Annotated in this window: 21 protein-coding genes and 1 pseudogene; 6 read left to right on the forward strand and 16 right to left on the reverse strand. The window is 69.9% G+C overall.

Features of this window, described 5'->3' with window-relative positions; all coding sequences use genetic code 11:
- Window positions 1-69: 69 nt before the first annotated feature.
- The gene (locus M3M54_RS07305; RefSeq protein ID WP_249021519.1) at window positions 70-1,071 is read left to right on the forward strand and encodes a YihY/virulence factor BrkB family protein; all 1,002 of its coding nucleotides are present in this window, start codon (window positions 70-72) and stop codon (window positions 1,069-1,071) included.
- Here M3M54_RS07305 and M3M54_RS07315 read toward each other — a convergent pair.
- The 6 genes from M3M54_RS07315 to M3M54_RS07340 form a co-directional block, all read right to left on the reverse strand.
- Window positions 1,026-4,451 carry an exodeoxyribonuclease V subunit beta gene (locus M3M54_RS07315; protein WP_305883100.1) on the reverse strand — a complete coding sequence of 1,142 codons (3,426 nt, stop codon included), beginning with the start codon at window positions 4,449-4,451 and terminating at the stop codon, window positions 1,026-1,028. The genes M3M54_RS07305 and M3M54_RS07315 overlap by 46 nt on opposite strands.
- Window positions 4,451-7,396, reverse strand: a complete 2,946-nt coding sequence (locus M3M54_RS07320) for a PD-(D/E)XK nuclease family protein (RefSeq protein WP_249021521.1) — start codon at window positions 7,394-7,396, stop codon at window positions 4,451-4,453. Before M3M54_RS07320 ends, M3M54_RS07315 begins: the two co-directional genes overlap by 1 nt.
- A gap of 78 nt (window positions 7,397-7,474) precedes the next feature.
- Complete coding sequence (locus tag M3M54_RS07325) at window positions 7,475-8,053, reverse strand: cyclodeaminase/cyclohydrolase family protein (RefSeq protein ID WP_249021522.1); 579 nt, start codon at window positions 8,051-8,053, stop codon at window positions 7,475-7,477.
- 30 nt (window positions 8,054-8,083) lie between these two features.
- Window positions 8,084-9,772 carry a formate--tetrahydrofolate ligase gene (locus M3M54_RS07330; RefSeq protein WP_249021523.1) on the reverse strand — a complete coding sequence of 563 codons (1,689 nt, stop codon included), beginning with the start codon at window positions 9,770-9,772 and terminating at the stop codon, window positions 8,084-8,086.
- 132 nt (window positions 9,773-9,904) lie between these two features.
- The gene (locus tag M3M54_RS07335) at window positions 9,905-11,227 is read right to left on the reverse strand and encodes a M20/M25/M40 family metallo-hydrolase (protein ID WP_249021524.1); all 1,323 of its coding nucleotides are present in this window, start codon (window positions 11,225-11,227) and stop codon (window positions 9,905-9,907) included.
- A gap of 52 nt (window positions 11,228-11,279) precedes the next feature.
- Window positions 11,280-11,954, reverse strand: coding sequence for a hypothetical protein (locus M3M54_RS07340; protein ID WP_249021525.1), 675 nt, complete (start codon window positions 11,952-11,954; stop codon window positions 11,280-11,282).
- A gap of 109 nt (window positions 11,955-12,063) precedes the next feature.
- Between M3M54_RS07340 and M3M54_RS07345 the strand changes: the two genes are divergently transcribed.
- Both M3M54_RS07345 and M3M54_RS07350 read left to right on the forward strand, forming a co-directional pair.
- Window positions 12,064-12,735 carry a response regulator transcription factor gene (locus tag M3M54_RS07345; RefSeq protein ID WP_249021526.1) on the forward strand — a complete coding sequence of 224 codons (672 nt, stop codon included), beginning with the start codon at window positions 12,064-12,066 and terminating at the stop codon, window positions 12,733-12,735.
- A gap of 38 nt (window positions 12,736-12,773) precedes the next feature.
- Complete coding sequence (locus tag M3M54_RS07350; protein ID WP_249021527.1) at window positions 12,774-14,192, forward strand: HAMP domain-containing sensor histidine kinase; 1,419 nt, start codon at window positions 12,774-12,776, stop codon at window positions 14,190-14,192.
- A 16-nt stretch (window positions 14,193-14,208) separates the two neighbouring features.
- On the opposite strand, the gene M3M54_RS07355 is transcribed toward M3M54_RS07350, so the two are convergent.
- The 5 genes from M3M54_RS07355 to M3M54_RS07375 form a co-directional block, all read right to left on the reverse strand.
- On the reverse strand, window positions 14,209-16,479 hold the full coding sequence (locus M3M54_RS07355; RefSeq protein WP_249021528.1) for a type IA DNA topoisomerase: 2,271 nt from the start codon (window positions 16,477-16,479) through the stop codon (window positions 14,209-14,211).
- 44 nt (window positions 16,480-16,523) lie between these two features.
- A complete protein-coding gene (locus M3M54_RS07360) occupies window positions 16,524-17,696 on the reverse strand; it encodes a MarP family serine protease (protein WP_249021529.1) in 1,173 nt (390 codons plus the stop codon).
- A 267-nt stretch (window positions 17,697-17,963) separates the two neighbouring features.
- Window positions 17,964-18,566, reverse strand: a complete 603-nt coding sequence (locus M3M54_RS07365; RefSeq protein WP_249021530.1) for a hypothetical protein — start codon at window positions 18,564-18,566, stop codon at window positions 17,964-17,966.
- 26 nt (window positions 18,567-18,592) lie between these two features.
- Entirely contained in the window at window positions 18,593-19,087 is a 495-nt protein-coding gene (locus M3M54_RS07370; protein WP_249021531.1) for an SRPBCC family protein, read from the reverse strand.
- A 61-nt stretch (window positions 19,088-19,148) separates the two neighbouring features.
- Window positions 19,149-19,424: a hypothetical protein gene (locus tag M3M54_RS07375; protein WP_249021532.1), complete on the reverse strand. Its 276-nt coding sequence runs from the start codon at window positions 19,422-19,424 to the stop codon at window positions 19,149-19,151.
- A 198-nt stretch (window positions 19,425-19,622) separates the two neighbouring features.
- On the opposite strand from M3M54_RS07375, the gene M3M54_RS07380 reads away from it, so the two are divergent.
- Window positions 19,623-20,084 (forward strand): FHA domain-containing protein, encoded by a 462-nt coding sequence (locus tag M3M54_RS07380; protein WP_249021533.1) that lies wholly within the window; start codon window positions 19,623-19,625, stop codon window positions 20,082-20,084.
- 33 nt (window positions 20,085-20,117) lie between these two features.
- Here M3M54_RS07380 and M3M54_RS07385 read toward each other — a convergent pair whose 3' ends face one another.
- The 5 genes and pseudogenes from M3M54_RS07385 to M3M54_RS16910 form a co-directional block, all read right to left on the reverse strand.
- Window positions 20,118-21,494: an aminotransferase class V-fold PLP-dependent enzyme gene (locus M3M54_RS07385; protein WP_249021534.1), complete on the reverse strand. Its 1,377-nt coding sequence runs from the start codon at window positions 21,492-21,494 to the stop codon at window positions 20,118-20,120.
- A gap of 24 nt (window positions 21,495-21,518) precedes the next feature.
- A complete protein-coding gene (locus M3M54_RS07390) occupies window positions 21,519-22,343 on the reverse strand; it encodes an aldo/keto reductase (RefSeq protein WP_249021535.1) in 825 nt (274 codons plus the stop codon).
- Window positions 22,340-23,611 carry an MFS transporter gene (locus M3M54_RS07395; protein WP_249021536.1) on the reverse strand — a complete coding sequence of 424 codons (1,272 nt, stop codon included), beginning with the start codon at window positions 23,609-23,611 and terminating at the stop codon, window positions 22,340-22,342. Before M3M54_RS07395 ends, M3M54_RS07390 begins: the two co-directional genes overlap by 4 nt.
- A 10-nt stretch (window positions 23,612-23,621) precedes the next feature.
- Window positions 23,622-23,840, reverse strand: a pseudogene (locus M3M54_RS07400) (homoserine kinase); the annotation flags it as partial.
- Window positions 23,737-24,138 carry an aldo/keto reductase gene (locus M3M54_RS16910; protein ID WP_371878627.1) on the reverse strand — a complete coding sequence of 134 codons (402 nt, stop codon included), beginning with the start codon at window positions 24,136-24,138 and terminating at the stop codon, window positions 23,737-23,739. The gene M3M54_RS16910 and the pseudogene M3M54_RS07400, both read right to left, overlap by 104 nt.
- 25 nt (window positions 24,139-24,163) lie before the next feature.
- Between M3M54_RS16910 and M3M54_RS07410 the strand changes: the two genes are divergently transcribed.
- Window positions 24,164-24,337 (forward strand): hypothetical protein, encoded by a 174-nt coding sequence (locus tag M3M54_RS07410; RefSeq protein ID WP_249021537.1) that lies wholly within the window; start codon window positions 24,164-24,166, stop codon window positions 24,335-24,337.
- Window positions 24,338-24,783: 446 nt separating this feature from the next.
- Window positions 24,784-25,362 (forward strand): hypothetical protein, encoded by a 579-nt coding sequence (locus tag M3M54_RS07415; RefSeq protein WP_249021538.1) that lies wholly within the window; start codon window positions 24,784-24,786, stop codon window positions 25,360-25,362.
- The last annotated feature ends 96 nt before the right edge of the window (window positions 25,363-25,458 follow it).

Here is a 25,458-nt window from a genome sequence, read left to right on the forward strand (position 1 = left end):
GCAGGCATGCACGCCTCGACGCTGGGGTTCAACGCTGACAGCAAGCAAAGCGGGTATCACTCACGTTGTATGACGGCGGCCACACCGATACAGCGCCTGGACAGCTGGCAGCAGCGGCACAGGCCGCTCGCGCTGCTGGTCGCAACCGTCAAGAAGGCAAGCGACGATCAGGCATCCAACCTGGCGGTGGTGGTGGCTTTCTACGCGTTCTTCTCGATCTTCCCGCTGCTGCTCGTGTTCGTCACGGTCCTGGGTTACGTGTTGGCGGGCGACCCGTCGCTGATGCGGTCGGTCAGCAGGTCGGTGCTCGGCAGTTTCCCGGTGATCGGCAGCACCCTGCGCCAGCGACATCTGCGTGGTGATGCACTGGCGCTGGTGGTCGGAATCGTGCTGTCGCTGTGGTCCGGATCGGCTGTCACCGGCGCAATGTCGAACGCGCTGGAGCAGATCTGGGAGGTCCCTCGTGCGGCGCGCACCGGCTTCATCAAGAAGAAGGTCCGTGGCCTGGGTCTGCTGGCGGGCCTGGCGCTGCTGTTCTTCCTGGCCTCGGGCGCCTCCGGGCTCGTCGGCGGCGGCCTTGGTGGTGCCCCCCTCGTGATTCTCGGACTCGCCGTCTCGGTGCTCGTCAACCTCTGCCTGTTTTTGGCCTCGTTCCGTTTACTGTGCGCATGGCGGGCCCCTTGGCGCGAGCTGCTCCCAGGAGCGGTGGCCGCGGCGCTCGTATGGACGCTGCTGCAAGCCGTCGGCGGGATCTACGTTGGGCACATCGCGCACTCAGACACCGCGTACGGCACCTTCGCGGTGGTGCTCGGGATCCTCGCCTGGCTGCAGCTCGGTTGCAGAATCACGCTCTACTGCGCCGAGCTCAACACAGTGATCGCGGGCCGACGCTGGCCGCGCTCACTGCTCGGCAGCGATCAGCCGGCCGGCGCCCGCCGGCTCGGCGGGCCGGCAGTGGGCCAACAGGCGCAGACCCCGCCGGCCTCAGGGCTCCCGCCCCGCGCGAGCCCTGAGGCCGGCGGGGATCAGACGGCCGTGACCTCGAGCGGGTGCGAGCACAGCCCGCCCTGAGCCGGGCACCCTTCGCAGACCTCCCGGCCGGGCCTGTCGGTCACACCGTAGTTGGCGCCGGGGCCGAGGACCGCGGCCACGCGCCGTGCCAGCGTCGAGCGCAGAGCGCCCGCGTCCGCGGAGCTGTAGCGCCTGCATGCCGGCTGATCAGGCGCTTCCAGGAAGAGGTGCATGACCTCGACGGTCTGCGCACCGAGCTCGAGCGCGGCCAGCGCGTAGAGCGAGCGCTGGATCTCGTAGCGGCGAGCGACCAGCTCGTGCGGATCAAGGCCGCCAAGCCTGTCGCTCTTGTAGTCGACAACCAGGAGCGCGCCGGTCCGCTCCCGCGCGACGAGGTCAAACACACCCGTGATCAGCGTCTCGCCGATCGGAAAGGCGAAGCGCTGCTCGTTGCGGCGCTCACGCACACCCGCGAGCCTCACAAAGGTTTCGCTGCCGATCAACCTCGCCAGCAGAGCCCGCACATCCGCAGGCATTGCGCCGCTCAGCGACGGGCTGCGGAAGTCGATTTCGGCCAGCAACCGGTGGATCAGGACGCCACGCTCGGCGCCGCTACGCCCCGGTGCGACGGTAGCTCTCGAACGGCCGCGCTCGCCGCCCTCGCGGCCGGCGCCCATGACGGCTCCCGGTGCGTCCGCGAGGCCGAGCACGCGCTGAAGGTAGAAGCGGTAGCCGCAGCGCTCGTGCAGCGCAAGCGCGCTGTAGGAGAGCTTCATGGCGCCGGGCTGGGGGCCGGGCTGGGCGCCGGGCTGGGGGCCGGGCTCGGTGCCCGCGGGTGCGCCTGGGGCGGCTGCAGGCGACGGGGCATCGAGCCCGCCCGCGCCAGCTCCCGAGCCGCGCCCCGCCGCAAACGCCGCAATCGGCGCCACGGCGGGCACGGGCGGCGTCGAGCCGACCAGCCGCACCAGCACCCCATGCTCGCCGCGAAATTCAAGCGGACCGCTGGCGAGCGTGTCAGCGGCCGCGGCGGCGGCGACGCGCTCGGCGATGTCCGGGACAAACGCCCGAGCCACCCAACCGATCGGCGCCTGGCTGTTGGACTGCTCCCAGCTGTCGAAGCGAGCCGCGCCAGAGACGATCAGGCGCTCGCGCGCACGCGTCATGGCGACGTAGAACAGCCGCCGCTCCTCCTCGAGCTCGCGCTCGCGCGCCTGCGCCCTGAGCGCGTCGTAGTCGAGCGCAGAGACCGCACGCCCCTGCCCGGGCTGCTTGAGACGCAACCCAAGGCTTGAACCGTCGCGGCCGACGACCACGATCGGCGCAGACCTGCTCTGCACCTGTCGGCCGAGGTCCGCCACGCACACGACCGGAAACTCAAGTCCCTTGGAGCGATGGATCGTCATCATCCGCACGGCGTCCATGGCCTCGCTCTCGACCGGCGCCTCGCTCTCCGCCGTGCCCTCAGGCGCCTGCGCCTGAGCACGCAGCTGGTCCACGAAGCCGCGCAGGTCGCTGCCGTGCGCCTGCTCCCAGTCGCGCGCCAGCGCCATCAGCTTACGGACGTTCGCCAGCCGCTGGCGAGCGTCGGGCCGCTGTGCCAGCGTTCGCTCGTAGCCGTTGTGGAGGAGCGCCCGGTCGATCAGTTCCTCCGCGCCCAGCCAGATCGCGGCCCGACGCTCGGCAGCAAACCAGTCACGAAAGTCATCCAGGCGTGCCCGGTCTCCGGCCTCGAGCTGGTCCTCGGCTGCGGCGAAGGTGAGCACCAGACCATCGAGCGTCAGGCCGCACAGCGGCGAGCACAGAACCGTGGCCAGCGCCTCCGCGTCGCGCGGGTTGGCGAGTGCACGCAGGTAGGAAACCAGTTCCACCAGCTGTGGCGCCGCCCAGAAGCCGCGCCCACCGACGACGTAGCTCGGTACGCCGAAAGCATCGAGCGCCCGCTCGTAGATTCCCATTCCGGTGGTGGCGCGCAGCAGCACGACGATTTCACCGGGGCGCGCCTCGCCGCTTGCGATCAGCTCGGCGATGCGTGCCCCCAGGGCACGCGCCTCGGCAACCCGCCACGGCGCGGAGAGCTGCTCGACGTCGGCCTCGAGGCCCGTCGGCGCGCCGTCACGGTCGGCGAGGATCAGCTCAACCAGCGGAACCGTTACCGGCTGCACCTGACGGCCGGCCCAAAGCGGTCTGAAGGACTCGCCCAGCGCGGTCGCAAAGGCGGCGTTGAGAGCCTTCAGTATCTCCGGACGGGAGCGGAAGTTCGTTTGCAGTGACAGGCGTGCGCCGAGGCGGTCAAGTCGCCGGCCGCGCTCCTCGAAGAGCTGGACCTGCGCATGCCGGAAGCCGTAGATCGACTGCTGGGCGTCGCCGACCATCACGAGGCTTGGACCGGCGACCAGGTCGACCAGCTCGAGCTGGAGCTGGTTTGTGTCCTGCAGCTCATCGACCATCACCCGGGCAAAGCGCTCCCGGTAGCGCGAGCCGATCTCACGGCTCGCCAGCAGGTCCCGCGCAAACAGCTCGAGGTCGGAGAAGTCGAGCGCCGCACGTTCGCGCTTGAGCCGCGCGTAGTGCTCTCCGTAGGTCTCGAGGAGTGCGCTCAGGCCGTCGTGCACGGTGGCGACCGCCGCCGCGCCGGCGAGCTGCTCGAGCTCGGCCAGCGCCAGCCTGTAGCGCTCGCAAGCGTCGGTGCGCAGCGCTGCGGCCCCGATCCCCAGTCGCAGACGCTCGAGCTCCCCAGGCCACAGCGCTGCGGACGGGATCCCCTCGGTCACGCGCTCGAGCAGGGCGAGCGCGTCCAGCACCCTTCGTCCCGGCGAGCTAAGCGCCCCCAGCTCAGCCAGCGCAGACGCGGCGGACGCCTGCACCCGCAGGATCGAGCTGCGGATGTCCCGCGGGTCGGGGGGCGGCGGGGGCGGCGGGAGGGTCGGTGCCAACGCCCCCCTGGTTCGCAGCTCCGCGTAGGTCGTCGACACCGCGCCCCAGAGCGCCGTCGCGCCGTAGGCGGAGATCAGGTGCGCACCGGCCTGCGTCCGGGCGCAGGCCGCCAGCGCACGCCGGAAGGCAGCCTGGCGCAGCGGCGCGGCGGCGCGCTCGTCAAGCACAGAGAATTCGGGGTCCAGGCCCGCATCCAGCGGGTGCAGCCGCAGCACGCGCGCGCAGAAGGCGTCGATCGTCGAGATCCAGGCGCCGTCAACCGCATTTGCCGCCTGTCGCTCGCCTGCCTTGCGGAGCGCTTTGCGCACGCGCTCGCGAAGCTCCGCGGCCGCCTTGTCGGTGAACGTGATCGCGAGGATCTGGCTGACGCTCACGCCATCCTCGAGCACGGCTCGCACGAAGCGCTCGACGAGTACCGCCGTCTTGCCACTGCCGGCACCGGCGTCGAGCAGCAGCTCGCCGTCGCTGCGGGTGATCGCTTCTGTCTGCTCGGGTGTGAAATCCATCAGCGTCGCGCCCAGCAGATCCCAGGGTGACTGCACAGACCCTCCGGCGAGCAGCGCTCAGGGCATGGGGTCAACTCGCCGCGCCCCAGCCGCCCGGCCAGTGCGACAGCATCGCGCTCCAGGCCGGCCAGCAGAAGGTCGAGCTCCTCGGGCGCCAGCTCGTCACGGCTGACGGCGCGCGGACCAGGATCGAAACCGGCCTCATAGACGCCACGGGGACGCAGATCATCACCGCTGAGCGGCTGGTAGAAGCCGGCCACGGCGCGGGCGTCCAGGAGTCGCCCGGCGGCGATCATGTAGAGCGCCACCTGCAACTGATTGTCGGAGCGCCAGCGCGCCGCCGGCCAGCTGGCGTTCTTGGCACCGCTCTTGTAATCACGAACCACGAGCGTGCCGGGCAGCGGGGCAGCGTCGACCCGGTCGATGATGCCGCCGAGCAGCACCACATCGTCGCCGTCGCGCAGCGGCACCGGTCCCGGCTCGCCGTCGCCGTCCTGGCCCAGGCCAAAGCGCAGTTCGACCGCGAGTGGCCTGCTCGAACGGCCATCGCCAGCCTCCGCACGCAGGTAGCGCAGCAGCTCCGCCTCGATCCCGCGCAGGATCGCGGCCCGCACCTCGGCCGGCTGATCGACCGCCAGCCGCGCGCGCTCCGCCGCCGTGTCGTGGCCGCCCATCGCCTCCGCCAGCAGACCCTCCGCCCGTGGCAGCGTGGCCGGTGTCAGGCCGTCATCAAGCTGCCTGAACACGCGCTCGAGCACCCGATGCATGTAGGAGCCACGGGCCAACGCCTCCGGCTCGGGGTCAAGCTGCTGTGGCTTGAGCTGGCGTTCGACCAGCCAGCGCACCGGACACGCGGCATACGCCTCAAGCGCACCGGCGGAGATCACGCGCCGGTGGCGCACGTGTGTCATGACGCGCGCGGACAGCTGCTTGGTCGCCACGGCCGGCGCGAGCCCGGGCAGCTGGCGAGCAGCGACCAGCTCACGGGCGAGCAGCCACTCACGTCGCGTCGGCGCAAGGTCCGGCTCCCAGGCCACATCGGCAAGCGGCCTGCGCCGTCTGGCCTCCAGCCACGGTTCCCCAAACACCGCGACCAGCTCATCCAGGAAGGAGGAGGCTACGACGAGGTTGCCGTCCGCATCCGAGCTGCGGTAGCTCACACAGATCCGGTCGGTGGCACGCGAGAGACAGGCATAGAGCAGGTAGCGTTCGCGCTCCAGCGGATCCGGCGCCGGCGGGAGTGCCAAGCCGCTTGCGAGCGCGACCTCGCGGCGGCGTTCGTCACTCAGCAGCGGGTCGGCGCCCCTGGCCTCGAGGCTCGGGAACTCACCGTCGCACAGGCCGGTGAGAAAGACATGCCTGAAGCGCCGTGCACGGATCGCGAGCGGGTCGGAGACGAGCACCGCGTCTCGGCCGGGCGGTCCGTGGACGGGCACCTGCAGCGACTCGAGCGCCAGGATCAGCTCCGTGCCCGCCACCGGCCGCCCGCGCAAATCGGCGAGCTCCGCGAGCGCGTCCAGCACCACCGTGGCCGCGTGCGCGTCAACGCGCTCGGCCGCCTGAAACAGCGGCGCCCGCTCCCTGTCGGGCGCCGCCAAGAGCCAGCGCGTCACCTCGCCAACGGCAGGCAGACGATCCGTCTCCACGCGCAGGCGCTCCACCATTGAAAGCGCCGCGCGCAGCTGCGCTCCGCCTGTCCGCATCACCATACCGGAGTCGCCACCCGCGAGCCGCACCTGCTGCTCGAAGGCGTCGAGGGCATCTGTTGAGGCGACCACACCGGGACGGCGCAGGTATGCGATCAGGTCCGACACGTCGCGACCGGCGAGCGGCGCCAGCGCATAGCGCACGAGCCCGAGCAGCGCACGACCGAGCGCCGTGTGCGCGAGCGGCACCCGTCTGGCGCTGGTGACGTGCACGCCAACGCGTTCGAGCGCCCGCTCGAGCCGTGCCCCGGAGCGCTCGAGGTTGCGGCAGACCACGACGATGTCGCTTGGCGCCACACCTGCGCGCAGCGTCTGGAGCACCTCGGCCGCCACCAGCTCGGCCTCAGACCACTCGCTGCCCGCCTCCATCAGTAGGGCCGCCGGTCCCGGGTCGATCGCGCTGGCTTCTGGTTCGAACAGCTGGCGCTCGAGGTGGTGCAAGGCGCTGCGCGCGGCGGGGGCGTAGTAATCGTCGCGGGCCTCAAGCTCCGTGACCGTGTGCGCGTGCGCTCGCAGCTCCTCGACGACGCTTGCACGAGCGGCCAGCGCCGGTCTGCCCGGCTCGTAGGTGAGCGCCACTGTGACGGCAACGCCGACCCGCTCAGACAGCGTCTGCACGGCGTCAAGCTCGATCGCCGTGAGATCGTCGAAGCCGTAGAGGTAGAGCGGCGTCGACCCCCAGGTTTGAGGGCGGGCCCGCAGCGCGTCCAGCGCCTCCCAGGCGAACAGCTCGGCGTCGACCAGGTCGAGGGCGTCGAGCTCTCTGCGGTAGCGCCTGTAGATCCCAGCCAGGTCGGCGGCCAGCGCTGAAGCACCGTGCGCCTGAAGTGACCAGCTGCGCATCGCCTGCGAGAAGCGCTGTGGATCGACACGCGCCAGCTCCAGCGAGGCGATCATCCGGCCCGCCGCGCGCGCGAACCCGGGCGCACCCGCGGGCCCCTCGAGCGCCTCCAGGCGCGCCGCCGCGAGCACGCGACGCAGCACGAGCTCGCGTGTCGTTGCCCCAAGCCGCCCACGCCTGTAGGCGGCCCGCAAGGCGATCTCGTCGATCAGTCCCGGGAACGTAAGCGCGCGACCGAGCGTCACACCGGGACTCGCCAGCTCACGCTCGTAGTGCGTGGCGTCGGCGCTGGTCGGCAGCACCAGCAGCGCATCACGGCGCGCAGCAAGTGCGTAGGCGCCAAGCACGGCGCCCGCCTTGGCGGCGTTTGCAGGGCCGATGATCAGTGTCGTGGGCACGGCCCAGAAGCTTTGCAGGGGCGCAGGCGGGAGGCCCTGGACAGACGGCGGGCGCTTCCCAGAAAGCGATCCCCAGGCTCAACCGCAGGCGAGCGCCAGCGCGCCGGCGCGTGCCGCAGCCGCCCTGCGCGCCAGCGCAGCGGCCCGAATGAGCCGCTCGTCCTCGCCGGCACCGCGCAGGTTTACCTCCACCAGCAGCACCGCGGCACGACACGCCGCTTCCGCCAGCGTCGCCGCCGTGGCGGCGTCGCCGAGCGCATGTCTGCTTGCGCCCTGCGCGAGCTCTGCCGCCAGCTCGGCCGCCTCCGCCGCAGCCTCGGCGATCTGGAGCGGAACCTCGGCCGCAGCCGCCAGCGCCCGGGCGAGCTGAGCGTCGCGACCCGCAGCCGCCTGCGGCAGGCGCAGCGCCTCAAGGACAGGCGCGTAGGAGCTGATGTCCTGTTGCGCGAGCGCCAGCGCCCGCAGGCGGAGCGCAGCCGCACGTTCGCCGGCAGCGACGCCAGCCGGCGCCTCGCCCTGATAGGCGGCGACCATCCCGGCCAGCGCGGCGGCGGTGGCGCACACGACCGCGGCGGCGCTGCCGCTGGCCGGTGCGGGTGTGCGCGCCTCGATCCGCCTGAGGATCTCGCTCAGCTGCTCGTCGGCCAGCGCGCTCATCGCGGCGCTCACCCCCGCCCCGGGACCGGCCTAGAACAGGCCGACGGTGCGTCCGTTCTCGTCGATGTCGATGTTCACCGCCGCCGGGGCCTTGCCAAGCCCGGGCATCTGCACGATGTCGCCGCACAGCGGCACAAGCCACCCCGCGCCGGTGTAGGCGCGAATGTCGCGGACCGGCAGGGTGAAGTTCTCAGGTGCGCCCCGCAGCGTCGGGTCCGACGACAGCGACAGATGCGTCTTTGCCATGCAAACGGGGAACTTTGCAAGCCCCTCGCGCGTGAACTGGGCGAGCTTCGCCTCAGCCTCCGGGTAGTAGTACACCTCGCGGGCGCCGTAGACCTTGGTGGCCACCGCCTCGATCTTGTCCTGGATGGGCTCGTCGTCCTGGTAGAGCTGGTGGAAGGTGTTGGGCTGCTCGCACGCCTCGACCACCGCAGCCGCCAGCGCGGCTGAGCCGGCGCCACCCTTCATGAAGCCCTCGTTGACCTCAGCCGCGAAGGCGCCGGCCTCAAGCGCCAGGCGCCTGCACAGCTCAACTTCCTCGTTGGTGTCGCCCGGCATGCGGTTGACGGCGACCACCGCCGGCACGCCGAAGGTCGCGATCGTGCGCAGGTGACGGCGGACGTTGGCGAAGCCCGCCTCGATCGCGTGCATCGCGTTTGAGCGATCGGTGCGCGCGTCATCGTCCAGCCCACCGTGATGCTTGACCGCACGCACGGTGCTCACCAGCACGGTGGCCGAAGGCGTCAGCTTGCCGAAGCGGCAGACGATGTCAAAGAACTTTTCCATTCCCATGTCGGCGCCGAACCCGGACTCGGTGACGACGTAGTCACCGAGCTTCATGCCGATCAGGTCGGCGATCAGCGAGTTGTTGCCGTGGGCGATGTTGGCGAACGGGCCGCAGTGCATCAGTACCGGCTGGCCCTCCAGCGTCTGCACCAGGTTGGGCTTGAGCGCATCCTTGAGCAGCACGGCCATCGCCCCGGCGGCGCGCAGGTCCTCGGCGGTGATCGGCTTGCCGCCGTCGTATGAGTAGGCGGCCGTGATCGCCCCCAACCGCCGACGCAGGTCCGTGAGGTCGCGTGCGACGGCCATGATCGCCATCACCTCCGAGGCCGCGGTGATGTCAAAGCCCGTCTCACGCGGGTAGCCGTTGGCGCGGCCGCCGAGCCCGATCGTGATGTCGCGCAGCGCACGGTCGTTGATGTCGACAGCGCGACGCCAGCCGACCCGCAGCGCGTCGATCCGGTGCGGGTTGCCGTGCAGGATCGAGGCGTCGATCATCGCCGCCAGGAGGTTGTTGGCGGCGCCGATCGCGTGGATGTCGCCGGTGAAATGCAGGTTGAGGTCCTCCATCGGGACCACCTGGCTTAGCCCACCACCGGCGGCACCACCCTTGATGCCGAACACGGGGCCGAGCGAGGCCTCGCGCAGACAGGCCACCGACCGCTTGCCGATCGCGCCGAGGCCCTGTGTCAGACCCACGAGCGTCGTCGTCTTGCCCTCACCAGCCTTGGTGGGGGTCATGCCGGTGACACAGATGAGCTTGCCGTCCGGGCGTGAGGCGAGCCGGTCGAGCACCGACAGGGATAGCTTCGCCTTGTAGCGGCCGTAGGGCTCGATCTCCTCCGGCTCCAGGCCTGCCGCCGCGCCGATCGCTTCGATCGGCTGCAGTGTGGCTTCCTGGGCGATTTCAAGGCTTGACTTCATGACGCTCATCTCTCCAGTGTCTCGATTGGCGGCCTGCGCGGAGCCGGACGATCGCCAGGCTCGAGAAGCAGAACCATGAGCAGTTTCACAGATTCCGTGACGGCGCGAACGTAGGCTCGCGCGGCCCGCTGGCCGCGCGAGCTAGCGAAGCTCACCGAGGGACGTGAACAGCGCCGCCGCAGCCTCGGTGCCGAGCGGGATGTAGCGCGCCAGCAGGTTCTCGTTGGGCGCGTGGATCTTGGAGTCCGCCAGCGAGAACCCGGTGATGATCGCGGGGATCCGGCGATCGGCGAGCGCCGCGACGATCGGCAGGGTGCCGCCGGTGCGGATCAGCGCCGGCCGCACGCCCAGCACCCGCTCGAAGGCGTCCTGGCCGAGCTTGAGGGCCCGCGCGTCCGGCGGCACGATCCCCGGCCGGGCCGATGATTTGCGCGTCACCGTGAGCTCAGCACCATCCGGCGTGGCGGCGGCGAGCAGCCGCTCGAAGGCGTCAGCGATCGCGTCGGGATCCTGCCCTGGGGCCAGGCGCACCGAGACGTTGGCGCTGGCGTGCACGGGCAGCACCGTCTTCTCGAGCTGCGGCGAGCCCGACGCGATGCCGTTCACGTCCAGTGCCGGCTCCGCGAAGGTGCGCACATAGAAGGCCTCCGTGGCCTGCCGGTCAGCTGGGCGCGCGCCCTGATCGGCCAGCTCCGCAGCGCCGCCGGGCAGCGCCGCCCAGTCCGCGAGCTCCTGCGGCGTGGGTGGCTCGATGCCCTCGCGCAACGGCTCCGCCAGGCGGCCGTCGCGTGCGATCACACTGTCGAGCGTGCGAATCAGGGCGTGTGCGGCGTTCAGCGCGGCGCCGCCGTAGACGCCCGAGTGCAGGTCCACCCTGCCGCTTGAAAGCTCCAGATGGAAGTAGACCAACCCGCGTGTGGCGATGCTGAAGGCGGGTCGGTCCTCGGCGATCATGCCGGAGTCGAAGATCACCGCCGCATCGGCGCCGCGCTCGTCGGCCTCGAGGAACTCAACGATCGAGTGCCCGCCCGTCTCCTCCTCGCCGTCGCAGGCGAAGCGCACGTTGACCGGCAGCGTGCCTGAGCGCGCGAGCGCGCGCGCCCCCGCGAGCATCATGTACAGCTGACCCTTGTCGTCGGCGACACCCCGCCCGTAGATACGGTCACCCCTGATCTCCGGCTCAAACGGCGCGGACTCCCAGAGCGCCAGCGGGTCGGGCGGCTGAACGTCAAAGTGGCCGTAGCAGAGCACTGTCGGTGCGTGCTGCGCCTGCGTGCTGGCGGCGATCTCGCCGATCACGAGCGGCTGGCCGTGCCAGTCGACCAGCTCGGCGCCGCCACCGGCTCCGAGAATGAAGTCACGCACCCACTCACCGGCGCGAGTCACATCCTGGGCGTGCCCGGAGTCGGCGCTGACCGAGGGAATCCGCAGCAGCTCGGCGAGCTCATCAAACCAATCGTCCATGCGGGCGAGCATACCCGCTGCCGCCATCGCCGGGCTTGGCCAGGCGCCCCGGCTACGGGTGGAAGTAGCGCGGGTTAAACAGTCCCGCGGCTGACCAGGCGTCGATCAGCGGCAGAAACGCCAGCGCCAACAGCAGCCCACCGGCCAGTGCCGCGATGACCGCCAACGCGCGCCCCTGACTGCCCGGCAGCCTGTGCCGGCGGCGCTCCTGATGGCTGACCGCACGCAGCGAAGCGGGCAGCTCCATCAGGTGCCCGAGGACATGCAGGCCGACCGCCATGATCCAGGCGATAAAGCTGAGCTTGTGCAGGTCGCGCAGCGCCATCGATGCCCCGGGGCCGGCGATCAACAGCAGCAGCCCGGTGAAGAACACCGCCAGCGTGCTAAGCACGACAAACGGTCCGAGCAGGCGCATCGCCGGGTGCGGTGGTCCCTTACGGCGATAGGCGGAGTTGCCGGTGTAATAGCGCATGAACCGGTAACCGGTGCTGCCCAGCTTGAGCGCGACCGGGCCGACGAGCAGCACGCCGAGGAAGAGGTGCAGCCACAGGAGCCGAGTGAGCGCGACGATGGTGATCCCCAGCACCCCGAAGAGCACGAGCAGGATCACGGCCGTTGCCGCGGTCAACTGCTCGTTGCCGGAGGTACCGCCGCCGAACAGTCGCCGGCCCCGCGTGCTGTGGACGATCCGGACCCGCGGCGGCGCGTAGGGCTTGGTGGTTGCCACCATGCGAGTCTCGGAAAGACCGATAAAGCCGCCCTGACCGGCTTATGAGAAAAGTCTCTAAAAGCAGGGCCAGGATTACGCCTGGGCGTGCGGTGCCTATGATCGCGCCATGATCCTTGTGGTTGAGGACGAGCCCGGGATCGTCGACTTCGTCGAGCGAGGCCTCAGACGACACGGGCTCGATGTGACATCTGCGGCCGACGGCGAGGCTGGGCTCGCGCACGCGCTGGACCCGGCCGTCGAGCTGGTGGTCCTCGATCTGATGCTCCCGAAGCTGAGCGGACCCGAGGTGCTGCGCCGCTTGAGCGCCCAGCGTCCGGAGCTACCCGTGATCGTGCTCACCGCGCGCGGCGAGGTCGAGGACCGGATCGCCGGGCTCGACGCCGGCGCCGTGGACTACCTTGTCAAGCCATTCGCGGTCGCTGAGCTGGCGGCCCGTATCCGCGCCCAGCTGCGCACCGCCTCGCGGGGGGCGCCAACGATCCGCACCGAGACCCTGCGCATCGACCTGGTCTCGCGCCAGGTGCTGGTCGACGGTACCCCCGTGCGCCTCTCAAACACAGAGTTTGAGCTGCTCGTCTACCTCGCCCAAAACCGTCCACACGTGCTCTCACGCGAGGAGATACTGCGAGCCGTGTGGGGTTACACGCACGATCCCGGGACCAACGTGCTTGAGGTCTACATCGGCTATCTGCGGCGCAAGCTCCGGACCGTCTCCCGACCGGCCCCGATCACGACCGTGCGCTCGGTCGGCTACCGGTTCGACGAGGACGCGGCCTGAAGCGACCGGCCCTACCGGGGAGTCTGCGCGCGCGGCTGATGCTGGCCGTGGCCGCGGTCGTGGTGATCGTGCTGGCGGCCACCTTCGCCTTCGTCTACCGCTCAACCGGAGCCCAGCTCAAGGCGCAGATCGACCGCTCGGTACGCGCGAGCGCGATCCAGATGCGTGACGAGATCTTTGAGCGCGGCGGCAGCTCGCCACAGGCCGCGCTGATCAGCGCCAGGCACTTCGCCAGCTCCCAGCCCTACCGCGACTCCGCGGTGCTGCTGTTCGCGCTGATCCCCGGCGTCGGCGCCGTGAGCAACCACCCGGAGCTGTTCAGCACCGTCGACGCCGACCGGGACGAGTCGGGCTCGGCCCAGAGCGCGGAGAATGCCCAGGACCGCCGTCTGCTTGAGCCACACCCTGGATACAGCACGACCTTCGGCGCGGACACCGGCGAGCTGCGGCTCTTCGAGATCCCCGTCAAGGTCGCCGGGATAACCGCCTACGCCGGTGCCGGCGAGGTGCTGGCGTCGGTTTCGCACGCGCAGGAGGTGGTGCGGCACTCGTTTGAGCTCGCCGGCCTGATCGGCATCGCCCTGGCGCTCCTGGCCGCCTACCTGACCGCCACGCGCGTAACCGCGCCGATCCGCAGCTCGGCGGAGGTCGCCGCCAGCATCGACGCGGGCGAGCTCAGTCCCAGGATCCATCTACCTGCCGGTACCAGCCACGAGCTCGAGCTGCTCGCCGACGCGCTCAACCGTATGCTCGACCGGCTCGCGACGGCGTTCGCGGCACAGCGCGAGTTCGTCGCCGACGCCTCCCATGAGCTGCGCACGCCGCTGACGGTCCTGCGCGGCCAGCTGGACGTGCTCTCCGGCGGCGATCAGCTCGACGGGTCGCTCTCGGCCGCCGAGCTTGAGCGCGTCCGGCACCTGATGGAGGCGGAGACCGCCAGGCTCACGCGCCTGGTCGATGACCTGCTGGTCCTGGCGCAGTCGGATCGCAACGACTTCCTGCATCCGACCGAGGTGCCCCTGGACGAGCTGGTCACCGAGCTGTGGGACGGCCTCAGCCTGATCGCGGAGCGGAACTTTGAGATCGGCGCGCTCGAGCCCGTGACCATCCGGGCGGACCCTGACCGACTGGCTCAGGCGCTGCGCAACCTGGCCCGCAACGCGATCACCCACACTCAGCCGCCACGCGGGCTGGTGCGGGTCGACGTGACCCGGCGTGGACCGAACGCGGTGCGGATCACCGTAAGTGATGACGGCCCAGGCATCCATCCGGAGCTGCGTCTGCGAGTCTTCGAACGCTTCTTCAGGACCGACAAGGCCCGCTCGCGGGAGGCCGGTGGCGCCGGCCTGGGGCTTGCGATCGTGCAGGCGATCACTGAGGCTCACCACGGCTCAGTGTCGGTGATCGATTCGGCCTGGGGCGGCGCGAGCTTCGCGCTGGACCTGCCGATCCGCTGAACTCGCGGGCGGCGGCTCAGGCGGCAGCTGGCTCCGCGCCGGGCAGCTCGGCCCCGACTCGGTCGACCCCGGCCTCCGCCGCCTCCGCCAGCACGTCCTCAGCCTCCGGCGGCTTGGCTCCTTCACGCGCCCAGGGCTCGTCGAACTCCACGCGCCAACGCCCCTCCTCGGTCTGCATCAGCGCCAGGCGCGAGCGAAAGCTCTTACCGGCACGGCTCTTGAAGCCGGTCACCGGACGCTGTGTCCGCCCCGTCTTGATCAGTTCGCGGGCGATCTGGGTCGTCAGGTTCTTGCCGGCCTTGGCCTTCCAGATGACGAATCCGCACCCGGGATCCTCACGCGACCAGCACGAGTAACCCTTGCGATTCTCGACGATGTCCTGGTGACACACCGGACAGGGACCGAGGTTCGCGCGTGGAATGCGGACGTCCTTGAGCGTTTCGTCGAGCTGGGTCACGGTCTCCTTGGCAAAGCTCGCGATGTCTGCCATGAACGCCGCGCGCGTGTCCTCGCCGGTCTCGATCTTGGCGAGGCGGTGCTCCCACTCACCCGTCAGCGACGGAGACGTGAGCGCGTGCTCACCGAGCAGCCTGATCACGTTCATGCCCTTCTCGGTGACCACCAGCGCACGGCCGTCACGCTCGATGTAACCGACCTGCAGCAGCCGTTCGATGATCGCCGCGCGCGTGGCCGGGGTGCCGATCCCCGAGTCCTTCATCGCCTCACGCAGCTCCTCGTCGTCAACCAGCCTGCCGGCGGTCTCCATCGCGTCGATCAGTGACCCGTCCGAGAAGCGCCGTGGTGGCTTGGTCTCCTTGGCCGCGAACGCAACCCTGTGCACCTGCGCCTGCTCACCCTGCTCGAGCTTGGGCAGCTGCTGGTCGGTGCCCTCGTCGTCATCCTCGGCGGTGGCTGCATCGGCGCTGACACCCTCACCGTAGACCCCTCTCCAGCCGGGAACCAACAGCAGCCGTCCGCGGGTGCGGAACACGTGCCGCGCCGCAACTGTGGTCTCCACACGCGTGTTCTCGAACACCGCCTCGGGGTGGAAGACCGCGAGGAAGCGGCGGACGACGAGGTCGTAGATGCGGCGATCGTCGTCGTCCATCTTCTCGACCGGGTGGCGCTCGGCCAGCGTCGGGATGATCGCGTGATGATCGGTGACCTTCTCGTTGTTGACCACGCGCGCCAGCGGCAGCACGTCAAGACCGGTCACGTAGCTGCCGGCGGCGGCGTACTGCGGCTGAGCCCCGACCAGCGCCGCGATCGGCTTGATGTCGGGCACCATGTCGCTGGTGATGTAGCGGCTGTTGGTACGGGGATAGGTGAGCGCCTTGTGTTCCTCATAGAGGCGCTGGGCGGCTGCGAGCGTGCGGCGGGCGTAGAAGCCGTAGCGCGAGGAGGCGTCGCGCTGCAGCGAGCTCAGGTCGTACAGCAGCGGAGAACGGTCACGGCTCTCGCGCTTCTCGACCTTGGTGATGACGCCGACGGCGCCCTGGCAGGCGGCGACGATCTCCTGCGCCTCGCGCTCGTCGGCGATCCGCGGGTTGGCGCCGGCGTGATAGCGCCCGTCGTAGGCACGCCGCGGTTCCTGCGGCAATGCCAGGAAGCGGGCGTCGACCACCCAGTATGGCTCAGGTCTAAAGTCGCGGATCTCCTGTTCGCGGCGGGCAAGGATCGCGAGCGTCGGGGTCTGCACGCGACCGAGGCTGACGGCACCGTCGAAGGAGCTGCGCAGCCTGATCGTGGCGGCCCTGGTCGCGTTCATGCCGACGATCCAGTCGGCCTCCGAGCGCGAGCGCGCCGCCTGCTCGAGCGTGTGCAGTTCGGCGGACGGTCGCAACGACGCGAACGCGTCACGGATCGCCCCGGTGGTCATGGAGTTGAGCCAGAGGCGCTGCACTGGCAGTTTGCTGCCGGCTTTCTCGTATAGATAGGCGAAGATCAACTCGCCCTCGCGGCCGGCGTCGCAGGCGTTGATGACGCTAGCCACGTCCTCGCGATCCAGTTCGCGCTTGACGACGTTCATCTGCTTGCGTGAGCGCTCATCACGCACCACCAGCTTGAACTTGCGCGGCACGATCGGCAGATCGGCCATCCGCCACTTTGCGTACTTCGGGTCATACTCGTCGGGGTCGGCGAGCTGAACCAGGTGACCGACCGCCCAGGTGATGATGTGCTCGGGACCTTCGAGCACGCCCTCCCCCTTGGTGAAGGGTCCGGGCAGCACGCGGCTCAGGTCTCGCCCAACGGAGGGCTTCTCGGCGATCACCAGTGTCTTGGCCATGGGGTCAGCAGCGTAGCGATCCGCGCGAAGGCGCACACTCGGACCTACTCGGCACAGCCACGCGTGCTGACCGCGCGCAGGCGCGTGCGGGCCCGTTCGAGCTCGGTTCTGACGACGCTGTCGGGCACGGCAAGCCCGCTCGGCGCATTCGCCGGGGCGTTGGTGATCTCCGCGAACACCGTGCCGATCACCCGGCCGGCCGAATCGACCAGCGGCCCACCGGAGTTGCCCGGGCGCACCAGGCCCCGCACGGAGCTGATCAGCCGCACCGTGGGGTTCCCGTAGGCGTTGGTCGTGTCGGTCAGCTGCGTCTGGGCAAGGCGCGCCGGCTGCACGTCAAAGGCACCATCGAGCGGAAAACCGAGGATCGCGCCCGACTCCCCCACCGCCTGCGTGGCGGCCAAGCGCAGCACCGGCGCGCCCAGGCCGCGCACGCGCAACACCGCAATGTCGTTGTGGGGATCGAAGAGCACCACCGTCGCCGGCAGCTCCGGACCGACGCCGCGCAACTGCACCGACGTGAAGCGCTCGCCGGCCACGACGTGCGCGTTGGTGACCACGAGACCCGGTCCGGCAACCCAGCCGCTGCCCTCGATCCCGAGATTGCAGGCGGTCCCCAGGACACGCACGACCGATGCCGACGCGGAAAGCACACCGCCGGAGTCGACGATCGCCCGGCTGGGCGCCGGCACGTCCGCGACGCGGCCGGTGACGTTGGGCAACGGGTCGATGCGCCCAAGCGCGTTCAGGATCGGCCCCGAGGGCGGCAGGACACTGTCCAACGAGCGCAGGATCACCGATCCGGCGATACTGCGGCGCACGCCGGCGGGCAGGCTGAACTGGCTGCTCGCCTGCAGCATCGCGGCACCCGCAATCCAAACCAGACCGAGCCCGACGCACGCGGTCAGGACCATGCCCAGCAGGCCGTCGACGATGCGCAGGCCTGGCAGCCACATGAAGCGCCGCAGGCGCCGAGCAACGCCCTCGAAAACGGCCGCCACAAGCCCGCCCAGAATGATCGCGCCGCCGAGGCTGACGAGCGCCGCATAGGGTGAGCGGGCCCCGTGCGAGAGCACAAGCGGCGCCAGCCTGGAGCCGATCAGCGCACCGCCAGCAAAGCCTGCCAGTGCCGCCGCGCCCACCACAAACCCGCGCGCGAAGCCCTGCAGCGCCATCAGCGCCACAAGCGCGATGATCACGAGGTCAGCTGTGGTCATGCAGCGGGAGCTTACCCGTGAGCCATTTCCCGCACACGGGCGCCTTTGACCAACGTTCGGCCCCATACAGCAGCTGAGGATCACCTCGCGCCGGCCCCAGAGACGCAGGCGACCCGTGGCACGCGCGGCGCCGGTTCTGCTGCTCCCGGCGCCGGCGGCGGTGACCGTCGTTCAGTTCCTCGGTTTGCCTGGATCTGCGGCGTGCGCTGTCGTCAGGCAGCTCATCGAGGACGCGCTCGCCCAGCCGGCGAGCGCAGGCACGGGCGGCTAGAGATCCAGCGAGACGTCGGAGGGCTTGCGGGCGCCCGGCGTGTAGACCTGCAGCATCAGCGGCCGGTTGGAGTAGACGCTCTCGGGCAGCTTGAACAGGACCAGGTCGCCCATGGTCGACATCGACGCGGGGATGCTGCCGTCGGCCGGCTCGGTGCCGTTGGGTCCGAGGACCTGCGACGTCCACGCAAACGGGTTGACGTTCGCATTGAGCTTGACCGGGGAGAAGGCCTGGCCGGCGGAGTCGAAAAGCCGGAAGTGATCGGCGGTATGCACGAAGCGGTTGGTCTGGTTCTTGGCCCAGAGGAACACCCCGTACCAGAACTCGTTGGGGCCCAACTGCTGCGCGTCCTTGACGCCGGCCAGAAACTGCACGTCGGAGAAGCTGAACGGGTTCAGCTGACGCGAGATCTGCACCTGGTAGGTGACGGGACCGGACCAGAAGTACGGCTCGGCGCCGTTGGCCAGCTCCACCGCCGTGACGTTGCGCGGCGCGGGCGGCCTGGTCGAGATCGCGCAGCCACTGACGCCAATCGCGACGGCGCCGGCGAGCAGCAGCTGGGCCACCCGCGGCAGGCGCTTGGTCGGCAGAAAACTCACGGCTGCGCAGTCTATAGAGCGCGCGCTCAGCGCGCGGCGATAGATGGTCGGGCGCCGCGCATGCGGTTCTCCTCGAGAATCGCGCGCAGGCGCTTGAGCGCACGCCCGGCCTGACGCCGAGTCCAGACACGTCCGCCGAGGCTCTCGCGGATGACGTCGGAGAGCACGTGGGGATCGGTCTCATACGTGTAGGCGACCCGCGTCCGGCCCGGTTGCGGCTCGGAGAGCTCGTAGGTGCCGATCATCTTGACGCGGTTGAACTTGCCGCCACGGCCACGCTCCACCAATCTCACCGGGGCGCGCAGCTCGGCAAAGGTCATATCCGCCCAGGCGAAACGGTTCAGCGGCGCCTTGACGCGAAAGCGGGCGCCAGCGCCCTGTCCGTAGCTGTCCTCACGCGTCAGGTGCCAGTCGACCAGGTAGTGATCTGTGAACTCAGCGTGGTTGGCGATGTCAGCCAGGTACTCGAAGACCTCACTGGCCGGACGCTCGATGACGACGGAGACGGTGAACGGTTGCACGGGGACCCCAGTCTAAATGCCAGCCCGCGCGAACGTCTCCACGCCCGGGCCGCGGGCCGGATCAGGGGGCGTGCCGGCGCGGGCGTCGGTCGAGCACCCTGATCGAATGCCCACTGGCGGCCGTGTGGACGGTCCGTGTCAAGGCGGGCGTGCGACGCTCACGGTCGCGACAGAGCGAGCATGCCAAGCCGCCGTCCTCGTACTCGTAGACTCGCTCGCCGATCAACAGCGCGCGGCCACAGCGGCCACAGTGCTCGGTGCTGGCGGTGATCTCGCCGAGGCTGCGGTGCAGCAGGGCGAACTCGAGTGCAGGGGTGTCCTGGCTTGACGCTTGCATGAGACCGAGTTCGAGCGGGAAGCGATAACTCCTGCATGAACGGCCCCAACCGCCAACCAGCACAAAACCGCAGCCGCGTTGCAGCGAATAACTCACTAAGAACCGTGGAGCACCCGTTTGGAACGAGGCGACCGGGGGACTATCATCACTGCACGTGCCGGCCCCGGCACGTCATGTCCACCGCCCAGAGGAGATGACATGGAGGCCTGGACGACAGACCCAACACTGAAGGTCGGCGTAACGTCCCAGCAGCTGCGCGCCCAGACTGAGTCCTCGGACCAAGATTGGCTTGCGGAGCTGCGTCAAGGGATCGATGCGCCGGGCCAATATCTGGCCTACCGGGGCCCCGACGGGAACGTCGTGGCCTTCGGGCTCGACCAGGAATGGACACGCATCGGCCGCAGCCTGGCGGCCGACATCCGCTTTGACGACCCAACGGTTTCACGCCGCCACGCGCTGATCGTGCGCCAGCCCGATGGCCTGAGGGTCGTCGACGACCGCAGCCTCAACGGCGTGTTCGTTAACGGCGAGCGGGTCGAGTGGAGCGCGCTCACGGACGGCGATGAGATCGTCATCGGCCGCCACCACCTGCACTTCTGCGACGTGCAGGCGACAGCCGACATGATCGCCACACCGGCCGCCGAGCCCGAGCTGGCCTGACAGACGCGCGCGAGCGCTGCCGGCCCAGCTCTCTCAGCCGGCAGCCAGCGCCTCCAGCCGCGCGGCCAGCCAGTCGGTGGCGTGCTCGTGCTCTGGCTTCATCAGGACGCTGCGCACGATCCGCGCTGCCGGCGCGTCGGTCTGCACCCCTGGGTGCAGCGTCCGGAACGCTGGCGCGTCGACCGTCAGCAGGCTGAGAAACAGCGGGTCCGTGCGGTCGGCCATGCCGTCAGCGAGCATCCGGGCGCTGACGCTGTCGATACGCGTCAGTGACCGCTCGCGTGCAAAGCAGGTGACGATGTCGAGCTCCGGCGCGACATGTGGCGTCAGTCGCTCGGAGCCGGCCAGCACCGCGCCGAGGCGCTGCGCCCCCCGCCGGCAGGCGGCGAGGATCGCACCGAGGCCATCGTCACGCTCAAGCGGGAATACCTGAAGCGTCAACCACAGCGCGGCGGCAGCCGCGCCGGCACGCGAGCACTCGAGGCTGATCTCGCCGAGGTGGCGCTCCTCAGAGGTGAAGTAGGTGTAGGGCGAGTCGTGGCGGTACAGCCGCGCCACCGTCGGGTCGGCGAACAGCACCGCGCCGCAGCCGTAGGGCTGCAGGCCGTGCTTGTGCGGGTCGACCACCACCGAGTCGCAGGCGCGCACGGCCGCAAACGGCGCCGGGTCGACGAGCGGCTCGGACCCATCGGCCAACAGCGTGAAGAAGCCACCGTAGGCGGCGTCGACGTGCAGCCGCACGTCGTAGCGCTCGCGCAGCGCGAGCGCCTGGTCGATGCGGTCGATCGCACCAAGACCGGTGCTGCCAAGCGTCAGCACGACGGTGCCGACATCGCCGCGACGACATTCGTCGCTGACCGCATCCAGATCGATGCGACCGTCCGGAGTGGACGGCACCGCGGAGGCCTGCACCCCGAGCAGCTTGCACATCCGCGCGTGCGTGTAGTGCGCAGCCTGGCTGTGGACGATGCGTTTGTTCGGATGCAGCTCACGGGCCACCCAGAGCGCCTCGAGGTTGGCGATCGTGCCGCTGGAGGTCAGGTGTCCGAGCGTGCGCTCCGGCAGGCCAAACATGCCCACCAGGGCGGCCAGGACCTCGAGTTCGAGCGCGCTCGTGCCGGGGCCGCCGTCGAGCGCGTGGTTGTTGGGGTTGATCAGCATCGCCGCCAGGTATCCGGCGGCCGCGACCGGGTTTGGTGGCTTCAGCATCTGCCCTGCGTAACGGGGGTGAAAGAACGGGTAGTGATCCTCCATCCGGCGGCCGAAGTCCTCCCAGGCGTGCGCCAGCCGCGCTGGGTCTGGCACCGTGGCCGGGTGCGGCTCGCTCGACCCGAAGCGACGCTCCCAGGCGGCCACCAGGCGTTCGGCAGCCGCCAGCAGGCCGGGGCGGCCGCCGTCAGGCTCGTCCACTGGCGCCCCCTTCCGAGGGCACGCTCACCACCACGCGTCCGGCCTGGCCTGGTCGGTGCCGCCCGTTCTGTCAAGCGCATCCAGCTCCGCCAGGTCCTCGCTCGACAGCTCGAAGTCCAGCACCGCCGCGTTCTCCTCGATGCGCTCCCGATGCGTGCTCTTGGGGATGATCAGCGTGTCGCGCTGCAGGCACCAGCGCAGCAGCACCTGCGCGGGCGTGCGTCCGTTGCGCGCGGCCACGGCCGCGACGGTCGGATCGTCAAGGTGCTGGCCGGTGCCCAGCGAGCTGTAGGCGGTCACCGCCACGTCGCGTTCGCGGCAGCCTTCAACGAGCGCCCGGCGGTATTCGAAGGCACTGAACTGAACCTGGTTTGAGACCGGACGGGTCTCGGCGATCCGGAGCACCTCGTCGAGCTCGCCGAGGCTGAAGTTGGACACGCCGATCGAGCGCGCGTGACCTCGCCGCGCCGCCAGCTCCATGCCGGGCCACGCCCATGTCGGGCCGCCCTGCGGCCAGTGCACGATGTAGAGATCGACGTAGTCGAGCCCAAGCCGTCTGAGGCTGTGCTCGAGCTCCAGGGCGGAATCCTCGCCACCCGGATAGAACTTGGTGGTGACGAACACCGCTTCTCTGGGCACGCCGCTCGCGCGCAGCGCGCGCCCGACGCTCTCCTCGTTGCCGTAGGCCTGAGCGGTGTCGATGTGCCGGTAGCCCGCCTCGAGCGCCCAGCGCACAGCCTGCTCGCACTCGGCCCCGTCCGGCGCCTGCCAGACGCCGAGCCCGAGCACCGGCATCTGATTGCCGTCGGCGAGCGTGCGCCGCTGATCGCGATCCGTGTTGATGGTCATCGGGCGAGCATAGAACGGCCCCCGAACGCGCCCCGCCCCGGGAGCAGCGTGAGGCCCGCTCCGATCAGCGCCGCAGCTCCGAAGAGGATCATCCCGGCCCCTGGGCCGGCGAGCTGCGCGAGCACACCGTAGGCGCTCACCCCGACGATCCCGCCCAGCCTCCCGCCGGCCTGGCTGATGCCCTGGCTGGTGCCACGGATCTCCGAAGGAAAGGCCTCGGCAGGCACGATCACGGTGGTCTTGTCCGGACCGGCCGCACCGAAGAAGTAGCCGACCGCCAGCAGGCCGCCGACCAGCAGCGCCGACAGGTGAGCGACGGCGATCAGCAACAACCCCAGGGCGAGAAAGGCCAGCGCCCGGCCGAGAAAGCCGTAGAACTGCAACCGTCGCCGACCCAGACGCTCGATGAAGATGACGGTCAGGGTCGAGGCCGGGATCGTGATCGCCTTGACGACCGCGGCGTCGACCGCGCCCGAGCTTGCGGAGGCGCCGAGCACCGTGACCAGCATCAGCGGCAGCACCAGCCCGAGACCCTGGTCGCCGACCTGATAGCAGAAGGTCGTAAGCGTAAACGCGGACAGCCGGCGGCGGCGGGCGCGGCTCGCCACCGCGCGCAGGATGCTGCCCGTGCGCTCGAGCCGTGCGGTGCGCCAGGCCGCCGGCTCGCCGACCCGGCCGCGCAGCAGCAGGAGTGGCAGCGCCAGCAGACCACCGAGCGCCACCGCCGCCCGCCAGCCGTTGACGGGCAGCTCGTGCAGCAGGAGGCCGCCGGCGCCGTAGGCGAGCAGCGTGCCGAAGTTGGCGGCCCACATGATCCACGCCAGCGCCCGGCCCCGCTTGAGCGCCGGCGCGGTCTCGACAACGAACGGAAACACGACGGCAAAGTCCATCCCAACCGCCACCCCCGTCGCCAGGCGGGCGATCGTCAGCACCGCAAAGTCACCAGCCGACGCGCCGGCGGCCGCGCTGAGCACGAACAGGATCACATCGGCGATCACGAGCGCTCGCCGCCCGAGCCGATCGGCCAGCAGTCCCGTGACCAGCGAGCCAACGAGCATGCCGACCAGCGTGGCGGTGCCCAGCGTCGCAACCACGGCATTGGTCAGATGCCAACGGACCTCAAGCGGCGCGAACGCGACCGAGATGGCGCCGAGGTCGTAGCTGCCGATCAGAATCCCGGCCCCGGCGAGCGCCGCCTGCAGGCGCCAGTCGCCGGCGCGCGAGCCGGCCGCGGGACGGGGCGCTGCGGCTGGCACATCGTCAGGCACACGGCTTAGGCTACCCTAACTCGACGCTCGCACCGGCGGGCTCGAACTGCACCGCCCGGATCGTGGCCCAGCCTTCGCTGATGCTCTCAAGCCACTCGAGCAACGGTCCACGGGGACGGTCACGATCACACCAGATGAGCACCGTCGGCCCCGCCCCGGAGATCGTCGCCCCGAGCGCCCCGAACTCGCTCGCGCGCTGCGCCACGGCTGCCGAACGCGGATAGAGGTGAGCGCGATGGGGCTGGTGCAGGCGGTCGCCGAGCCCGGCCTGGATGAGCGCCCAATCTGGTCGTGACGAACACCGCCTCCCTGGGGACGCCGCTCGCGCGCAGCGCGCGCCCCACGCTCTCCTCGTTGCCGTAGGCCTGAGCGATGTCGATGTGCCGGTAGCCCACCTCCAGCGCCCAGCGCACCGCCTGCTCGCACTCGTCACCCTCCGGAGCCTGCCAAACGCCGAGCCCGAGCACCGGCATCTGACTGCCGCCGGCCAGTGCTCGCGTCTGATCGCGTTCCTTGGCATTGATCATTGTCCGAGCACGTAGTCGCTCGCTCGTGCCAACCACGATCGCAGTGCTCTCTCAGAATGCCGGGACCGGCAAGACCACGACCGTCCGCACGCTCACCGAGGTCGCCTCGCCAACTGCTCGACACCCCGAGCTGGCGTTCGGCGCCGCACCGCCTTGGGACGGATCGGCGACCGGCCACAACGGCTCTCGTCTCACCTGACATTGACAACGACGCGGTGACGTGCGAGCGTGACTTCCCCTAATGTCTCTACATCTTGGCGGTAGTTCCGTCGGGTAGTTTCGTGATCGGCTCCGAAACGATCTGCTACTCCGGCGGCCCTGTCCAGACGGCAACAGTTAGTTGACCTCCACGATGGGATCCGGCGTGGTGCTTCGAATCACTGAATGCCGCCCCCTGAAGCACCGAGCCGGGAAAGGACTCGGAGGCCCTCGGATGCGGCGGCGACTGAGGCTACCCGGCGCAGGTCAGCATGTGCACGTGGGGCTGTTCCTCGACCGTCTACCCGACGTCAGCCTGCCCCTAGGCGGCCAGCTCTCCGCCGCAGCGTCTGACCGCGATCCGCAACCGGTCAGGGCCAGCCGCGACACGACTCGGCAAGAACGGCTGATGGGCCGCTATTGAGGCCCGGTCCCAATCAGATCGCGATGCGAGTCGCCGGTCAAAGATCATGGCGGTTCACGACGGGTTCTAGTGAGGAGCTTCATTTCGCCCTGTATGTGAGAGATGCTCTTGGTCTTCCGATTCACCTGAGCGAGCCTTGGCACGTCCCACGGGTCCTCGGCGGCGCGACCGATAGATCCGCGCTGTGCCAAGGGTACGGCCAGCCAGCACTAGCATCAGCCTGGCAGCTCTGGTTCTCAGCGCTGATAGCCACACCGTCGTACGAGCTCCCCGCGGACTACCTCGCGGACTCGCTGATCGCAGAGCTCTTCGGCGAGATTCGGCCGGACTTCATGCGCTGGTTCGCACCCAGGGTGATCGCGGCGGCTGGTGAAACAGGTTCGCTGGACCAATGGAGGCTGTTCCGCGACGCCGCAGTGGCAGCGGCATCCCAGAGGAAAGTGCCAGTCGAAACTCTCGAGGCTGACACGCAGTTGCTGTTCGTAGAGGGCGTTTGGTGGCATCAGCCGAGGCGGGGCTGGTTGCTCTACTCGCCGGCGCTCACCGCGGACCACGCGCAGTTCAGTGAGCGCCTCCAGGCGACATTTGCCTCGAGCGTTTGAGGGCTCCGCCCTGTTCTCGAGCCGATCAGGCGATCACGGGGCCAGCGTTCAACCTGCCAACGGCGAGGTAGACCATCGCGACGAGGTCGCGGCCGC

Source organism: Conexibacter sp. S30A1 (assembly GCF_023330665.1).
Taxonomy (GTDB): Bacteria; Actinomycetota; Thermoleophilia; order Solirubrobacterales; family Solirubrobacteraceae; genus Palsa-465.

What these genes read in the sequence shown, in the direction of transcription:
- M3M54_RS16910 (WP_371878627.1), bottom strand. Translation starts at nt 24,138, where the DNA reads ATGATCAATGCCAAGGAACGCGATCAGACGCGAGCACTGGCCGGCGGC.
- M3M54_RS07330 (WP_249021523.1), bottom strand. Translation starts at nt 9,772, where the DNA reads ATGAGCGTCATGAAGTCAAGCCTTGAAATCGCCCAGGAAGCCACACTG.
- M3M54_RS07415 (WP_249021538.1), top strand. Translation starts at nt 24,784, where the DNA reads ATGCGAGTCGCCGGTCAAAGATCATGGCGGTTCACGACGGGTTCTAGT.
- M3M54_RS07390 (WP_249021535.1), bottom strand. Translation starts at nt 22,343, where the DNA reads ATGACCATCAACACGGATCGCGATCAGCGGCGCACGCTCGCCGACGGC.
- M3M54_RS07380 (WP_249021533.1), top strand. Translation starts at nt 19,623, where the DNA reads ATGGAGGCCTGGACGACAGACCCAACACTGAAGGTCGGCGTAACGTCC.
- M3M54_RS07360 (WP_249021529.1), bottom strand. Translation starts at nt 17,696, where the DNA reads ATGACCACAGCTGACCTCGTGATCATCGCGCTTGTGGCGCTGATGGCG.
- M3M54_RS07315 (WP_305883100.1), bottom strand. Translation starts at nt 4,451, where the DNA reads ATGGATTTCACACCCGAGCAGACAGAAGCGATCACCCGCAGCGACGGC.
- M3M54_RS07345 (WP_249021526.1), top strand. Translation starts at nt 12,064, where the DNA reads ATGATCCTTGTGGTTGAGGACGAGCCCGGGATCGTCGACTTCGTCGAG.
- M3M54_RS07335 (WP_249021524.1), bottom strand. Translation starts at nt 11,227, where the DNA reads ATGGACGATTGGTTTGATGAGCTCGCCGAGCTGCTGCGGATTCCCTCG.
- M3M54_RS07325 (WP_249021522.1), bottom strand. Translation starts at nt 8,053, where the DNA reads ATGAGCGCGCTGGCCGACGAGCAGCTGAGCGAGATCCTCAGGCGGATC.
- M3M54_RS07305 (WP_249021519.1), top strand. Translation starts at nt 70, where the DNA reads ATGACGGCGGCCACACCGATACAGCGCCTGGACAGCTGGCAGCAGCGG.
- M3M54_RS07375 (WP_249021532.1), bottom strand. Translation starts at nt 19,424, where the DNA reads ATGCAAGCGTCAAGCCAGGACACCCCTGCACTCGAGTTCGCCCTGCTG.
- M3M54_RS07355 (WP_249021528.1), bottom strand. Translation starts at nt 16,479, where the DNA reads ATGGCCAAGACACTGGTGATCGCCGAGAAGCCCTCCGTTGGGCGAGAC.
- M3M54_RS07350 (WP_249021527.1), top strand. Translation starts at nt 12,774, where the DNA reads ATGCTGGCCGTGGCCGCGGTCGTGGTGATCGTGCTGGCGGCCACCTTC.